14 protein-coding genes, 1 tRNA gene and 4 pseudogenes are annotated in these 14,510 nt (G+C 66.6%); 6 read left to right on the top strand and 13 right to left on the bottom strand.

The genetic code is table 11. The features are described 5' to 3' along the window. Positions 1-395: 395 nt before the first annotated feature. The 4 genes and pseudogenes from ABTX78_RS35645 to ABTX78_RS35630 all read right to left on the bottom strand — a co-directional run bounded on the left by ABTX78_RS35645 (position 396) and on the right by ABTX78_RS35630 (position 2,960). Positions 396-1,058, bottom strand: coding sequence for a hypothetical protein (locus tag ABTX78_RS35645; protein WP_352210902.1), 663 nt, complete (start codon positions 1,056-1,058; stop codon positions 396-398). Then, positions 1,051-1,581 (bottom strand): DUF2199 domain-containing protein, encoded by a 531-nt coding sequence (locus ABTX78_RS35640; RefSeq protein WP_502994065.1) that lies wholly within the window; start codon positions 1,579-1,581, stop codon positions 1,051-1,053. Before ABTX78_RS35640 ends, ABTX78_RS35645 begins: the two co-directional genes overlap by 8 nt. A 91-nt stretch (positions 1,582-1,672) precedes the next feature. After that, a complete protein-coding gene (locus ABTX78_RS35635) occupies positions 1,673-2,104 on the bottom strand; it encodes a DUF4240 domain-containing protein (protein ID WP_352210901.1) in 432 nt (143 codons plus the stop codon). Between the two features lie 39 nt (positions 2,105-2,143). Continuing rightward, positions 2,144-2,960: pseudogene (locus tag ABTX78_RS35630) on the bottom strand (IS5 family transposase). 207 nt (positions 2,961-3,167) lie between these two features. On the opposite strand from ABTX78_RS35630, the pseudogene ABTX78_RS35625 reads away from it, so the two are divergent. From ABTX78_RS35625 to ABTX78_RS35605, 4 genes and pseudogenes are all read left to right on the top strand, one after another. Beyond that, positions 3,168-3,494 (top strand): annotated as a pseudogene (locus ABTX78_RS35625) (ABC transporter ATP-binding protein); the annotation flags it as partial. Between the two features lie 425 nt (positions 3,495-3,919). Then, positions 3,920-4,093 carry a CsbD family protein gene (locus ABTX78_RS35615; protein ID WP_352210900.1) on the top strand — a complete coding sequence of 58 codons (174 nt, stop codon included), beginning with the start codon at positions 3,920-3,922 and terminating at the stop codon, positions 4,091-4,093. Positions 4,094-4,600: 507 nt separating this feature from the next. Continuing rightward, a tRNA-Met gene (locus tag ABTX78_RS35610) sits at positions 4,601-4,674 on the top strand. A gap of 974 nt (positions 4,675-5,648) precedes the next feature. Continuing rightward, entirely contained in the window at positions 5,649-5,843 is a 195-nt protein-coding gene (locus tag ABTX78_RS35605) for a DUF6381 family protein (RefSeq protein ID WP_352210899.1), read from the top strand. 675 nt (positions 5,844-6,518) lie between these two features. Here ABTX78_RS35605 and ABTX78_RS35600 read toward each other — a convergent pair. From ABTX78_RS35600 to ABTX78_RS35575, 6 genes and pseudogenes are all read right to left on the bottom strand, one after another. Continuing rightward, the gene (locus tag ABTX78_RS35600; protein ID WP_352210898.1) at positions 6,519-6,872 is read right to left on the bottom strand and encodes a PRC-barrel domain containing protein; all 354 of its coding nucleotides are present in this window, start codon (positions 6,870-6,872) and stop codon (positions 6,519-6,521) included. Between the two features lie 196 nt (positions 6,873-7,068). Further along, positions 7,069-8,037, bottom strand: coding sequence for an SAM-dependent methyltransferase (locus ABTX78_RS35595; protein WP_352210897.1), 969 nt, complete (start codon positions 8,035-8,037; stop codon positions 7,069-7,071). A 617-nt stretch (positions 8,038-8,654) separates the two neighbouring features. Beyond that, a pseudogene (locus ABTX78_RS35590) lies at positions 8,655-8,924 on the bottom strand (helix-turn-helix domain-containing protein); the annotation flags it as partial. Beyond that, positions 8,837-9,292, bottom strand: a pseudogene (locus tag ABTX78_RS35585) (transposase); the annotation flags it as partial. The pseudogenes ABTX78_RS35590 and ABTX78_RS35585, both read right to left, overlap by 88 nt. A gap of 256 nt (positions 9,293-9,548) precedes the next feature. Next, on the bottom strand, positions 9,549-10,925 hold the full coding sequence (locus tag ABTX78_RS35580; RefSeq protein ID WP_352210903.1) for an IS1380 family transposase: 1,377 nt from the start codon (positions 10,923-10,925) through the stop codon (positions 9,549-9,551). 169 nt (positions 10,926-11,094) lie between these two features. Then, positions 11,095-11,889, bottom strand: a complete 795-nt coding sequence (locus ABTX78_RS35575) for a MerR family transcriptional regulator (protein WP_352210896.1) — start codon at positions 11,887-11,889, stop codon at positions 11,095-11,097. Between the two features lie 78 nt (positions 11,890-11,967). On the opposite strand from ABTX78_RS35575, the gene ABTX78_RS35570 reads away from it, so the two are divergent. Continuing rightward, positions 11,968-12,330, top strand: a complete 363-nt coding sequence (locus ABTX78_RS35570) for a nuclear transport factor 2 family protein (RefSeq protein ID WP_352210895.1) — start codon at positions 11,968-11,970, stop codon at positions 12,328-12,330. 38 nt (positions 12,331-12,368) lie between these two features. Continuing rightward, positions 12,369-13,154, top strand: a complete 786-nt coding sequence (locus tag ABTX78_RS35565) for an SDR family oxidoreductase (RefSeq protein ID WP_352210894.1) — start codon at positions 12,369-12,371, stop codon at positions 13,152-13,154. A gap of 457 nt (positions 13,155-13,611) precedes the next feature. Here the strand turns inward: ABTX78_RS35565 and ABTX78_RS35560 are convergent, their stop codons facing one another. From ABTX78_RS35560 to ABTX78_RS35550, 3 genes are all read right to left on the bottom strand, one after another. Continuing rightward, a complete protein-coding gene (locus tag ABTX78_RS35560; RefSeq protein WP_352210893.1) occupies positions 13,612-13,833 on the bottom strand; it encodes a hypothetical protein in 222 nt (73 codons plus the stop codon). Positions 13,834-13,864: 31 nt separating this feature from the next. Beyond that, on the bottom strand, positions 13,865-13,993 hold the full coding sequence (locus tag ABTX78_RS35555) for a hypothetical protein (RefSeq protein ID WP_352210892.1): 129 nt from the start codon (positions 13,991-13,993) through the stop codon (positions 13,865-13,867). Between the two features lie 55 nt (positions 13,994-14,048). Continuing rightward, positions 14,049-14,510, bottom strand: a 462-nt coding sequence (locus tag ABTX78_RS35550; RefSeq protein ID WP_352210891.1) for an RHS repeat-associated core domain-containing protein, incomplete at its 5' end; no start/stop codon positions are given.

Here is a 14,510-nt window from a genome sequence, read left to right as displayed (position 1 = left end):
GAGCATCTGTCGGTGACAGTAACCCTCCGGGCGGCCGCCCCGCCCCTCCAGCCAGGCCGGCACCGGCAGCGATGCCCGGACGACCTGCCATTCCGCCTCCGTCATGTCCGACACGTAGCACGGGACGCGGTCCGGCTCGTCCACCGCGTTGCCGAACCTGTGCGCGAGGCAGTCACACGACGGAGAACCCGAGTTGGACTCCGCGGGCGCGGACGCGTACAACTGCGGCAACAGGGCCTCCTGGAACTGCTCGATGGCTTCAACAACCCCGAGCTACCAAGAGGCCCTGCCTTCATGCGCCGACCGCACCACGATCACCCGATCAGGAACCCTGTTCGACCAGGCAAGCCCGCTGATCGGAAAGCGGATGGCTTCTCAGATCCAAGGCCCGTGGGTCAGCCGCCGTGGAGGCCCCGATCGTCGAGACCCCCGTATATGTGCGCTTCGAGGCATTGCGGGGCGTCAAGGCCTACGGCCTCACCCCGGTATACGGCGATGAGGGAGTCCTTACCCCGCCACCAGGAGTCGGTCACACCCTGTACTTCGGGCACCGGCTCGAATTCGCCGAGATCCAGTGCGTCGACGGCCTCGCGCATGACCCTTGTGACGGTAGTGGCCCAGCGGCGGGCATGAGCGGCGAGCGCCAGGGATTCCACCCATCCGTCAGTGCTGGCATGCAGGGGCGTCAAGCGGTAGGCGTCGATGCCGAACGCACCGTCGGGGCCGATCATGAAGCTGTAGGCCATGGACACCCGGCAGTCCCCTGCCGGGAATGACCAGCCTTCTGCAGGCACCTCCTCGGGGCAGTCGGCGTCCAGGATGCGCGGACCGCCCTCGTAGAACGGGGCAGGCGGTAGAGCGAGGCCACCCCAGCGGTCCTGGAAGGCAGTGGCCCGTTCGATCTCCGCAGCGGGGATCCCGTGCTCGATCCACGCGTCGCGGTGTCGCCGGATGTCCTGCCGGCGAACGCGGATGCCCTCCGTCTCAATGAACCGCTGGGCCCTGCGGCTCAGGCCAGCAGGCGTGACCGGGACGGGTGATACGGGCTGGTCAGCCATTACTGCTGCTCGCCGTCTCCGGCGTGGAGCACAGCCGACGCAATCTCTCGCACGCGGTCCAGGTGATTCCTGTGTGCTGCTCGACGGCGAGGGGATGGTCGGTGGGCTCCAGCTCGATGAAGGGGCGCTCGCCGACCGGGCGGGTATGGACGTGCGTCTTCAGGTTGAGTGTCGTCGTCGGGTACACCGGAAGATCGGTGGTGAGCCAGCCGAAGTACGGCTTCTCGGCCTCGCGGCCGGGTCTGTCCCACAGATCTGAGGCCTGGGAGAAGCTCTCTCGGCTGAGCGAGACCCAGACGCCCCAAGAGAACACCTCGTCACTGCCGATGACCGGTATCTCGATCAGGCCCTTGACGAAGTAGTGCTGACCGCGGACCACGCACTGGTCTGTAGAGAGCAAGCAGTCGTCGGCGTCGGCGAAGGCTGGATCCCACACTGCGGGGGCCTCGGCCGTGTAGTTCATCGGCAGCTCAGGGTGGTGGGCCCCGCAGCACGCGCAGGTGAACCCAAAATCACTGGTCATGGGCCCGGAGCCTAGCGACGGACTCGAGACGTACCCGAAGGGGGCTTACTGTAGACGTCGTTTCTAATGGTGAGGAACGGATCGTCGGCGTCTACGCGTCCGTCCACCCGGCACGATTGGAGTAGGACTCGTAGCTGTACCGGGTACTGCGGTCCCACTCGTCTCCGGTGAGGTGCTCGTATGCGTTGTCGGGTACGTAGAGCAGTGCCTCGGCCCAGACGAGGTCGTTGGCGTAAGGCATGAACCGCTGTGGGTCCCGAAGTACGCTCTCGTACTCCTCCCGGCCAGCTGCGACGACCGCAGCCCGGGTGTAGAGGAACTGATCGCTCGACAGGTCATCGCCATATTCCTTACGGTCCAGTCTGTAAAGCGCCCAGGCGAGCTGCTCGGCGAAGCCGACCACGTTGAACACGGGTCCCTTCGCCAGGCGGGCTGCCAGAGAAGCGGCGAGCTGATGGCCGTCAGGGTCAGGGGTTGAAGGGCTGCACTCGTGGATGAGCTGCCAGAAGACGTCCTCGTTCATGTCGCAGAGCATGACGGACGGGTGTGACAGGCAGCATCGTCAGGCCTTCTCCCTGGCCAGTCTGCGATAGGCGATCAGGGCTGCGGCTATCCCGACGAAGGCGAGGAAGTGTTCGGCCTTGTGCTCGTAACGGCGGTGGAGTCGGCGGCAGCCGGCGAGCCAGGACACGGTTCTCTCGACGACCCATCGGTGGCGGCCGAGCCGCTGTGAGGACTCGATGCCCTTGCGGGCGATGCGGGGGCGGATGCCGCGCCTGCGGAGCCATCGGCGCAGGTGGTCGTAGTCGTAGCCCTTGTCCGCGTGCAGTTTCGCCGGCCTTCGTCGCCGTGGGCCGCGGCGGGATCGGATGGTGGAATTCCACGCACGAGGGGTTCGAGGCCGAGGCTGTCATGCATGTTGGCACCGGAGATCCCCAGAGACAGGGGCAGTCCGTTCCGGTCGCAGAGCAGGTGGATTTTCGATCCCGGCTTGCCGCGGTCGGTCGGATTCGGTCCGGTCAGTGGCCCCCTTTTGCGGCCCGGATGCTGACGGAGTCGATCGCGCACCGCGACCAGTCCAACTCGCCCCGAGCGCCGAGCTCGTCGAGGATGACTCGGTGGAGCCTGGCCCAGACTCGATCTTGGCTCCACTGGGCGAAACGCCGGTAGACGGTGGGCCAGGCCGGCCCGAACACCGGCGGAAGCTGCCGCCAGGTGCAGCCCGAGGTGGCCACGATGATGACCGCTGCCAGGCATTCACGGTCACCCGCCCGCCGTCTCCCGCCGCCCTGCGGACGTACGACCTCCGTCGACGGGACCACCCGCCGAAACAGCGTCCACAACTCGTCCGGCACCAACCGCTCCACCAGAACCGTCATGCACGACTCAACGAACGATCACGCCATTAGAAACGACGTCTTACTGATCTTTTCGTAAGTTCGGTGGATGTGGTGGTTGAGTGGGTGGGAGGCTGCCGGGGTGGCTTATCAACCTTCGCCCTCTTCGGCTGGTTCCTCTCTTCCCCCTCTGCCGCGGCCTGAGTTGGCGGAGGCTCGGCGTGTTCGGGCGGTCGAGTTGTTCGAGGAGGATGCCTCGACCGAAGCCAGGCGGCGGAGATCGGCGCGCTGCGCGCTGTCGACATCGCCGACGACGCCAAGACCCTCACCAACGGGCTCGTTCAGCTCGCCTCGGCGGCGGCGGTGCTCACCTCCTTGCACCCGCTGCTCCTCGGCGTGCTGCTGCTGTCGGTCGCCCCCCGCGGCCTCGGAGGCGTGATCGCCGCGCGGGTCGACTACCGCGTCCACGACCAGACGATCTCCGCCCGCAATGTCCGCGGGATGATGCGCTGGTGGCTGACGACTGCCGAGCTCGCCGACGAGCTACGGGCCAACACGATGCGCGGGTACCTGCACTTATTGCTGGATAACTGGGACGCCTACACCGTCGCAAAGATCGACTTGTTCCGCGCCACCGATACCGAGCACGCCCCTGGACGTCGTGAAAAGCAACGACAAGCGCCGCGGCCGCCTGGGAGCCATGCGCAGCCTCCTCGCCCGCATCGACTACGCCAACAAAGACGCGGAGGGGGTGGGTAAGCCGGACCTGCTCATCATCGGCCCGGCCGACACGCTCCTCGAACCCGGCGAGGAAGACACCGCCCTCTCCCCCTCCACGCCGAAGGCCCCGGATACCCCCCAGCCGACTGATCATCCAAAAGGCTGCTCAGCGGAGTCCTGCACTGCTGGAACGCCATCCAGGGGGTCAGGTTTGCCGTCGACGACAGCGGTCACACGCAGTCACAAGAGCCAGTGCCGAGCGCAGCTTGGATGTGAGCACAGTGGCCAAGAACCAAAAAGCCAAGGGCAAGAAGGAACAGACCATAGGCAAAGTAAAGGAGACTCTCGGCCGCGCTCTGGGAAACGAGCAGATGACCGCCGAGGGAAAGGCACAAGGGGCCAAGGGCAACGCCCGGCAGGCAAAGGAAAAGATCAAGGACATTTTCCGCCACTGAAAGCCCCGCTGAAGCTGTTCAGGGTCCGCCGCGCACCATGCGGCGGGCCCGCGGCTTTCCAGCACGGCAGCTGACGACCACCGATCGGAGAAGTGCTGAGGGTCTGAGCAGGCCGGGCGCTGCCTGACGGGCTCTCTATCGCGGCCGGCGACATTTTCCTCGTCGTACAGGGCGCCGACGGGCAGTACTCCACGACCAGGACGATCCGCGTCAGCGGGGGCGCCAGCTCGCTGACCACACCGCCGCGAGTGTGGGCCAGTCCTGAGCGGTCCTGGCCCACATCCGCGGCATCCGTCGGTCATCGGCGTCGGCCACATCCATGCACCGGGCGTTGCGTCCATGGTCAAACGGCAGATCAACGCTCACCGTGACCCATCCACGTGTGGTGCTGAGGGATCGACCGAACCCGGCTTGCCCAGGCAATGCCGCCTGTGGACATCCGTCCTGACGCGCTCTCGATCTTGGAACGGGCCCGGCCCGAAAGTGCCGTAGGGTGATGTCTAGCGACGCGGGGTGGAGCAGCTCGGTAGCTCGCTGGGCTCATAACCCAGAGGTCGCAGGTTCAAATCCTGTCCCCGCTACTGCCCAGAAGGGCCCGGATCCCTGGTGGATCCGGGCCCTTCTTGCGGTCAGGTTCTGGCAGAGTGCCGCCGGTGCGTCATCAGTTCAGCGCAGAGGGCGCCGCTACAGCCGCAAGGCGGCGAACGGCGCACAGCAGATCAGATCATGTGGCGAGCTGCGGACATCACAGGGGGGATCAACATGGCAGTCAGGCCCACGCGCCCATGACGTCAGGGAGCTGTCACCTGCTCGGGCCGTCTGCCGCTTGCCTTAGTTGCCTCGGGCAGCCGAGCGACCGTCATCTCGGCCTGCCCAGATCATCATCTCCACCGGTGCGCTCGTCGTACACGTGGAACCGCAGGGTCCTGCGCAACACCGCAACACCCCAGGTACCGCACGGGTCACGCGCTCGCGGCCCGACGTCGCCCCGCCGTCTCATCTCGGCCCATCCGGACCCCGGGCCGCAGGAGTCAGTCATCTAAACGGCTCGTCGGCCGCCCCTACTATGAAAGAGTTCCGGCAATTCCGAGCCCAGGCCTGCGATACCTCCGGTCGCGTCAGCGAGATCCGCACCCGCAACAGGATCCCGCCCTCGACACACGCCGGTACCAAGCGAGCTGACGACCCGTTCACGACCCCTGCCCCCCACAGCGCCGGGGCCTTGCGCCGTCAGCGTCCCCGCGCGGGAGGCCACCCCAGGCCGGAGTCGAGCATGATGCAGTTCGACACCCCCGGACACCGAGCCGTCGGCGCCGGGCAGCAAATCGCACGCCCGGCACAGTCACGCGGCTCCACCCCGCCGCCCTCGCTCGCCTGCGGCTTGTGACAGGCCGGGCGCGAGCATCTCGTCGCACGGCACGTCCCGACCGAAGCCATGAGCCGGTCCGCGCCCGTCACCACGACTTCGTTACGGTGTGTGATCCTTCGGGATGCGTTCGCGCACGGCTACTGATTCGCTGAAGCAGTCCGCTCCCCCGAGAACCTTGGAGTGATCATGACCAGTGCAGGCGAGACCGGTAGCCGTGCCCAGCAGATGCGTGAGAAGGCGCAGGAGATGACGAACGCTGCCGCGCGTGCCACCGACCCGGAGGAGCGCAAGCGGCTCACCGACAAGGCCAAGCGCCTGATGGAAGAGAGCAAGCAGGCGGGCGGCAAGGGCACCGACGACATGGGCAGCAACCCCCTGTAGCCGGCCCCCTTCCAGACCACTGGCCGGCGGTCCACCCCGCGCTCCCAAGACACAGGACGGACCCTCGGCCCTGGGACGGCAGGGAGAAGCGGCCGTGGCGGGCGCTACGCCTCGATGTAGTCCCTACCGTGATCATCTGCAACGCGGTGACGAAGAAGACGGCCCGCACAGTGTCGATCTCGTCGGTGGAGTGGCGCAGAAGGGTTCCGTGCGCTCGTACTTGTGCAGTGCACGCGACACGCGTCCTGCGGTCACCGGCAGAACAGCCGGCCGACCGCACACTGGATCCCGTGTTCAATCCAAAGCGCTCCCACGCTGGAGTGGCTGGGCGAAGCCCTGAACGGTCGTCACGTCCCGTTCGGGGCTTTGCCTTACCCCGAACAGCCCCCGCCTCAATCCGCATCCGGCATACAGGAGCCCTGGGCCACAGAATCCAGGGCTCCCGCCCACCTCGGGGCCTGCACAACGCCTACGAGCCGTTTCAGGAGGGGCAGACAGATTCAGCCGTCGGCGGGTGAGGGGACAGACGGCCCGGCGGGTGTGGATCAGTCGGTGTAGTGCGTCAGGAGGTAGGCGATGAACTCCTGCACCGTGTACTCCGGAAGAGCCTTCGCCACTGGTGCCGCGCCCTGCTGCGCCTGCGGACAAGCGGCGCACTGCGCTGAGGCATCGTGTTCAGGCGGAGGCACCGTGGACGTACCCGTTGAGCGCTTTGCCCGGCCGCAGCACCGGCGCTGAGCCGTCAAGGTGGAAGTCACCGAAGCCCAGCAGCGTGACCCGCTCCCCACCCCGAAGGGCCGTCTCCTCGGCAGCGTCGATCAGCTTGATCGTCCCAGCGGGCAGCAGGACGTGCTTCCCGAAGATCCACACCCCGGTGTCGACAACGATATGAGAGGAGCCGACCTCCTCGGAGTGCTTGCTGACCTTCCCAATACTGCCGTCGATGGCCTCGACCTTGTACCCGACGATGTCGACCCCCTCCTGATATCCCGCGCTCGGCCGGTACACCCAGATGTCGAACTCGCTCACAACGACCCCTTTCCGGTCTCACTACTCTTGTACTTAATCTTCCTGATTTCGCCGGGCTCACAACCCGGGCAAGCACCTGCCCCGCGCCATCACCTGGCCTCCCGCCCCCAGGGGAACTGGAGGGATCACCTCCGGGGCACCCCGGCGGTGGGGAGGCAGGACGAGCCTCTGGCCTGCAGCCCTGCCCTGCGAGGCCTCATCTGCGTTCGAAGGTCATCCGGATGACGCCGATGCGGCGTTCCTGCTGGAACCGCAGTGAGGTTCGCTGTTCCCTGATGAGATCGGAGACCGCATTGGCGCCGACGAGTCTGCTGCCGCGGTCGCGGTTGGCTTCAAGCCGTTCGAGCCAGGCGTGGATCGTGCGGGCGCCGTCGTCGGGGTCACGGCGCTCGTCGATGAGTCCGAACGTGCCCCTGCTGGCCTGAACAATCTCCGCCCGGGTGGGCAGGAACATCTCCGGGAAGACCTTGCGTGATGCGTGCAGGCCCTCACGCAGGTTCCGCAGGCCCCCACTGGCCGCTTCCGCCACGTGCTTCCCGGATCGGCCACCGAGCTGGTCAGAGGGCCCGGCCAGTGCTTCCGAGGGCAGCAGCATGGCGGCGACCCACCCCCGGTCATGCCAGGTGTTGGCTTGCAGAGACAGCCGCCCTCCGGGCCGCAGCCACGCGTGACACCGTTCGAAGAACTCACGGTATCGGGCCACCCTCCTCGCCTTGAAGAGGGTGCTGCCGGCGAAGTGCTCGATGGCCGCGATAGCGATGATCGCGTCGTAAGGGGCGTCGGGCTGATGGTCGTACCAGTTCTCCGCCCGCGCCTCGCACCCGGGCCAGCGCTGTTCACGGATCCAGGCGGCCTGCCCAGGGCTCATCGTGACCCCCACCGCATGCTCGACCTGGTGCGCCTCCACCAGGCGGCGCAAGAGGCTTCCCCAGCCGCAGCCCACGTCCAGAACCCGTTGCGCCCCGCCGGCCCGGGCGGCGTCCACGTGGTAGTCGAGCTTGCGCACCTGGGCCGATTCAAGAGTGTCGTCGTCATGCCACATGGCGTAGGAGAAGACGAGGTCGGGCCCCAGAGCGAGACGGTAGAAGGTCCCGAGATAGTCGTACTGCCGGACGATCGCCTCGGGCGACGTGCCCTTGTAGGTGCGTCTGCTGCGTCTGCGCACGTGAATCCCTGCCTACCAGGAGAACCGCACTCTAACCGGCTCCAGCCCGCCACCATGGGATACACACCGAGCCGCAGCGACAACAAGCACCACCATGAACATAGGCCCGCCAAATACTCAAGGAAACACGTGCGGGATACCGGCGCCGCGGGCGGCCCGCATGCAGTACCACCCTTCGGGGGCCTGTGGCATGCGGGATGGCCCGGCGGGATCGATGGCTGTGAATGCGATGACGTCCGGCAGTTGACCGGACCTCCGCTGACAGCGGACCGACTGAGCCGACCGCTCAAGGTCGGCAGCGGCTACAGCCGTGGTGCCTTGAGAATGCGCTCAAACAGTCCCTGAGTTGGGAGTACGCAGCGACATGCGGCGCTACGTGGACGGGCGCTCGATGCAGCCTGATCGAGAGATCCTGGACCGGTACCGAGTAGGCCATGCCCGCGAGGCGACGCGACAGGACGGTCAAGAGAGCAAGGGGGATGTCCTCTCCCGGGCAGCGATGTCCACTTGCCGTGTCTCCCCCGCCCTGGGGGATGAGCTCGTCGCTCGCCATGCTCCTGTCGAGGAAGCGGGCGGGGTTGAAGCGGTACGGCTCGGGCCAAAGGTCAGCGTCGTGCTGCGATCTTCCGCACACCGAACTCCTGGTCGCGCAGCAGCGCGATCTCCTCACGCTCAGCGAACGACAGATAGCGGCCGGTGGGCTCATCCAGACTGATCGGCGGCATCCCACCAGCGTGACGGAACCACCAAGTTGCAACCGGACATGAAACGCCAACAGCCATCGCGGCCTCTGCCGTCGTCACGCCCGACGCGACCCTCCGCCAGAAGTGGCGTTGCACTGCACGAGACGGCTCCGGCCGACCCGGTGAACGCATCGGCGGTCGCATCGCCCGAACCGCCGCCCACTGCCGTCGCGCTCCCGGCGGCGCCTCCGGCACCTTCTGCTTCTGGTCTCGTCCCATCGCATACCTCCATGATCAAGGTGTTGCGACGACCAGTTGAATCCGCCCTGGCTGCCGGCATCCGAATGATGAACGAGGCCCCATCCAGCGGTAGTTCCGGAGTGGCCTCGACGCCACAGGGCCATGTCGAGGGCGTCGAGGACGAGCTTGGCCCGCGTGCTGGTGGCGGCGGACCAGCCCACGATCGCCCGGGAGAACACATCCACGACGAACGCGACGTAGACGATCCCGAACCAGGTGGCGACATAGGTGAAGTCAGCGACCCACCTCTCGTTCGGCCGGGACGCCGTGAAGTCTACGGTTCCAACTTCGGACCGCGACGTGGCACCGGAACATCCGCAGAAGCACTCATAAACGAATTAACGACGGATCTCTGGCGCAGGACACTAACCTCGAAGTTTCATGACGGTCCGCCGACGGAGTCGGTGGGCCGTTTCGTGCCGTGGATTGCGAGTGGACAGGCGGGGGGCCCGAGTCTCGTCTCGGGGTGACGCCGGGTTCCACTGCTCCGGTGGCGGGCTGCTGTCGTAGGGGTGTGAAGGTTGCTGGTCAGTCGGGGTTCGGCAGGAGTGCGAGCTGGTTGAGGGCGTCGGTGATCACGTCGGTCCAGGGCCAGTGCCGGGCGAGGCGGAGGACCCGCCTGCGCCCGGTGGTGACGAGTTGTCCGGCTGCGGTGAACAGGCGGAGTCGCAGGCGGCGGGGTTCCCAGAGCCGGGCGGTGCAGGTGAGGGCGAGCATCGGCATCCAGGCCAGCAGGTCGAGGGCGACCTGCACGATCTCCAGCCAGATGCGGTTTTGGGCGGTGCGGTGCAGAGGCAGGTTGCGCAGGCCGGTGGCGCGGGCGTTTCGGATGCGGTCCTTGGCGCGAGCCCGCAGCCGGTGACGCAGTTCGAGCTCGGCGATCGGGAGATTGGCGGTGTTGGTGGCAAAGCACGTCAGCCGCAGGCCGTCCGCATCGGTGATCCGCAACTGGGCACCGGGGTGCGGTCGTTCCTTGCGGACGATCAGCCGCATCCCCTTCGGCCAGCCGGTCAGGACGTCGCCGGTGAGTTCGGCGACCCAGGCGCCGTCGCGGATCCCGCCGCCGGTCTCGACCGCCGGCGTCCAGGCGGATGCCGGAACCTTCAGCACGTGGCTGTGGATCTGCTCGGTGACGGTCATGCCGACGGAGTAGGACAGCCACCGTCCCCGCTGGGCGAGCCAGGTGACGAAGGTGTGGGTGCCGCCGGCGGAGTCGGTGCGGATCAGGGTCCGGCGCCCGCGCCGGTACTCCTTCGGCAGCTGAGCCAGGGCCAGTTGGGTGGCGGTGACGTGGTCGTCCGCGGTGTTCGAGCCCGCGTTACCCGGTCTGAGTAGAGCCGCGACCGGCTCACCGGTACCGCCCGGCCCGTGGTCGACGAACCCCATCAGCGGGTGGTGGCCGTAGGTTCGCTTCCAGGTGGGTGCGGCGTCCTCCTTGTCCGAGTGTGCGATCACCAGCACCCCGTCGAGGTCCACGGTCACCGCCCCGTCCGCATTCGGCGCCCGCTCGCCGGCCACCGTCCAGACGCGGGCGCGCGCTTCGGCCCGGGCAGCACGGACCGCCGCCAGAGCCTTCTCCTCGGAGGCGGCGAGGGTGTCGATGAGGCGGGAGACCGTCGGGTCGGAGGCCACGGGCCCGAACACAGCCGGCTCCGCCCGCAGCATGCTGGCATCCGCGAGGCAGTCACCGCCCAAGGCGACCGCCAGGGCGACGTCCAGGAGGACCTTGCCCGGATCGTGGACGGCCCTCGGCTTCCGCCACGGCATCAGCGCCGCTGATATCGCGGTGTCCAAGCCGGCCTTGCGTACGGTCTCGACCAGCAGCACGCCCCCGGCCTGCGAGACCACCGTCCGACCGCCGCTCTCGACGCGGACACGCGGGTACGACCCGAAGCGCTTCTCCACCGGGAGTACCTCATTTCGTGCAGCCAACAGGACCCTAGAAGAGTCCAATGGTTGCAGTTCAGGAGTGCTCTCTGCTTATTTGATCAAGCCTCGGTGCTCCAACTCGTGAGAGCGCGAGGCTCAACGTGTGCGCCACGTCGTTCCAAGACTCCGCACCGCACTGACCGCCTCAGGTGACACGGAAGACCGGCCAGCCGATCTCGGTACGCCACGCAGCGGGATCGCTGGTGTCGCGGGGGCCGACAACGTAGACCTCCCGCACCGGCCCGGCCACCGACATCGCGTTCTCCACCACCCAGGTCCCGAGTTCGCCGTACGTGACCTCGATGCCGTCGTGCTCGCCGACATGGGTGGTGACCGCAAGTTCCGCGGCCGGCAGACTCACGGGGTGCACGCGTCCGGTGCGAGGTGGCACAGCGGACGGCAGGTAGACGAGCGCGTGCCCGTGCTCCTGCTCGAAGAGGGCGTTGTCGTACATGCCGCCTGGCGGTCCGCTCACGGCGGTGCCGACGGCCGCCTCCAGTTCGGCCATCGCGCCTGCGTACCAGGTCTCGATGTCGCGATGCCCGACTACGGCTTCCACCGCCGCGACCGTCCGGGCAGTCTCTGCACGTAGCTCGACGTCGATGGGCGCGGGGTCGGGCCGCAGCAGGCGGCGCAGCGAGACGACTGCGGCCCGGGTGCGGTCGAGCGCATCCTCGAGGCGTTGCAGGTGGTCTGCGACCAGCGCCGCCCGGACACCGGGGTCGGGGGTGCGGAGGATCTGCTGCACATCGTTCAGGGGGACGTCGAGCTCGCGGAGCCGGTGGATGACCTGCGCGGTCGGGATTTGATCGACGCCGTAGTAGCGGTAACCGGTGGTCTCGTCCACCACGGCGGGTTCCAGCAGGGCGGCCTCGTGATACCGGCGCAGGGTCCGCACGCTCAGGTGGGTCAGCCGCGAGAACTCGCCAATGGTCAGCATCCCCTCATTCTGGACTCTCCCCCAGGGGGAGAGTCCATGGCTTGACTCTCCCGCGCCGCGAGGTCACACGGTGGGCTCATGACACAGCACACCGATCTTCCGTCCGATCTGCTCCCGACCACCGTGCGCCAGTTCTTGGCCGCCCACATCGTCCACGACGCCGACATCGCCTCGTCGTTTCTCACCGAGGACGCGGTGATCGTCGACCAGGACGAGACCTTCCGCGGCCGGGAGGAGACCCACGCGTTCCTGCGGGACGCCGGGTCCGATTTCAAATACACGACCGAGCAGGTCGGCGCTCACCGCGTCGATGACACCCACTGGGTGGTAACCGTGCGGCTCGAAGGCACCTTCCCGGGAGGCGTCGCCGAGCTCGACTACCGTTTCGCGCTGCGGGACGACCTCATCGCCGAACTCGTCATCGCCAACCACCCGGCCTGACCCAACCCGCACCACCTCAATCTTCAGTGGAGAGAAAAATGTCTAATTCAGACCGCGATCGTCTCAACGGACGCCGGGCACTGGTCACAGGCGGTTCGAAGGGCTCGGGCAAGGCCGTCGTAGAGAGACTGCGAGAGATGGGTGCCGACGTATGGACCACGGCACGCACGATGCCCGACGGCTACGAGCGCCCCGACCGGTTCATCGAGGCGGACACCTCCACGGTGGGCGGTGTAGAGGCTGTGGTGTCGAAGATCTCTGAGGGAGGTGCGCTGGACATCCTGGTGCACGTTGTCGGAGGATCGTCAACCCCGGCCGGCGGGTTCGCTGCCGCGACCGAGGAGCACTGGCTGGCGGAGCTCAACCTGAACTTCCTGGGGGCTGTCCGCCTGGATCGAGCACTGCTGCCGGCCATGGTGGAGACGGGATCAGGAGTGGTTGTTCACGTCACGTCGATCCAGCGTCAGATGCCGCTGCACGACGCGACGTTGCCGTACGCGTCAGCGAAGGGTGCCCTGCGTACGTACAGCAAGGGTCTCGCGAACGAACTGGCCCCACGAGGCGTGCGAGTAAACGCCGTCAGCCCCGGGGGGATTCAGACCGGAGCGTATGCCGGCTTCATCGACCAGCTCGCCAAGGGCAACGGGCTGACCCGCGAAGAGGCGGAGCAGAGCCTGATGGATTCCCTCGGAGGGGTTCCCATCGGAAGGTTCGCAACGACGGAAGAGATCGCGGACCTGGTCGGCTTCCTCGTGTCCGACCGAGCCTCATCCATTGTGGGCGCGGAGTACGTCATCGACGGCGGCACAGTTCCAACCGTCTGAGCCAGACACCGGTTCCGAGCAGCCACTCGCGAACAACACCGACCCGGTAACGGAACCCCCTCCTTCACAAGGACCACGTGGGTACAACCCGATTGGCTGCTTCACCTAGAGAGCGCCTCTTTCCGTGCAGCCAACAGGACCCTAGGAAGGTCCAATCGCTGCGGTTCAGGGGTGCTCTCTGCTTATCTGATCAAGCCTCGGCGCCCCAACTCGTGAAAGCGCGAGGCTAAGGCAACAGTGGCCACGATCATTACCCGAAGGATGTTGATCATCCGCTTGATGCGCGCCTTACGCTGCAGCGAATTACTCACCTGATCCACTTTCGCAGTTCCGGCACTCAACAATGAATGCTTCCGGGCCAGATCCCTCTGCCCCGGAAGCCATTGGATCGGTTAACGGGTCGCCTTGAGCGTAGGGGCAAGGATTCTTCACCCGGCTGTCTGCTCGTGAGAGCAGCTCATTGGACTCCGAGTACACCCGTGAGCACGAGGACGCCGCATACCAGGATCGCGCCTCCCACCACCAGGGGCATGGTTCGGCCAAGCGAAGGACTGGCTGCGTTCATCTGCCCGAATACGTTGCGCTGCTGCGTTGCTTTGCTGCTGATGACGCTTCTTGCGAGAATGATCACCAGCCCCATCACCATGGCTGCGATGCCTATTGCCGTCTGCTTGTCCATACTGCCTCTTTCACCCTCGGACGATCGGGAGTCACCTTCTCTTGGAGAACCGCACTGCGATGATGATCGCGAAGAGGATGGCAATACCGATGAGAACGTAGAGCAGGGTGCCAGTGACGGGCTCTTTGCCCTCCGCCGCGATCAGAATGGCATTGTTCACGTTCAGCCTCCAAACAGAAGTCCCCCAGGCGGCCTTAGGCCGCCTGGGGACAGGGTCAGAACTGGACTTGCAGGCCGCCAGAACACATGGGCGTGGCGGCCTTGGTTCCGAGGCCCCCGGTCAGGGCCAAGCTGCCTCCCTGGGCCAACTGCCCACCCAGCGTTCCGAAGCCCGCAGCGCACTTTCCGTAGGCGGACGGACCAGCACTGGCGTCACCAGTGCTGCCTTCAAAACCTCCGGATAGGCCAGGGCTTCCGACTCCGATATTGAAGAAGCCGCCACCTTCGCCCGCGTCATCCCGTGCGTACCCACCTCCGAGACAGACACCGGCGCAGACTTCGACTCCGACCTGCCAGGACCACAGCCCGTTGGGGTCGATGCGGTTGACGGGGTCGCCTTCGGCGTAGAGGTAGGGGTTCTTTTCCTGGCCGGAGGGGTCGGGTTGGGTGAAGCGGCCGATGTTGGGGTCGTAGTAGCGGGCCGCGTAGTGGTAGAGGCCGGTGGGGTCCTGGTAGCC

The organism is Streptomyces sp. NPDC096193, from assembly GCF_040302905.1.
Classification (GTDB): Bacteria; Actinomycetota; Actinomycetes; order Streptomycetales; family Streptomycetaceae; genus Streptomyces.
This window is presented reverse-complemented; position numbering and strand designations above follow the sequence as displayed.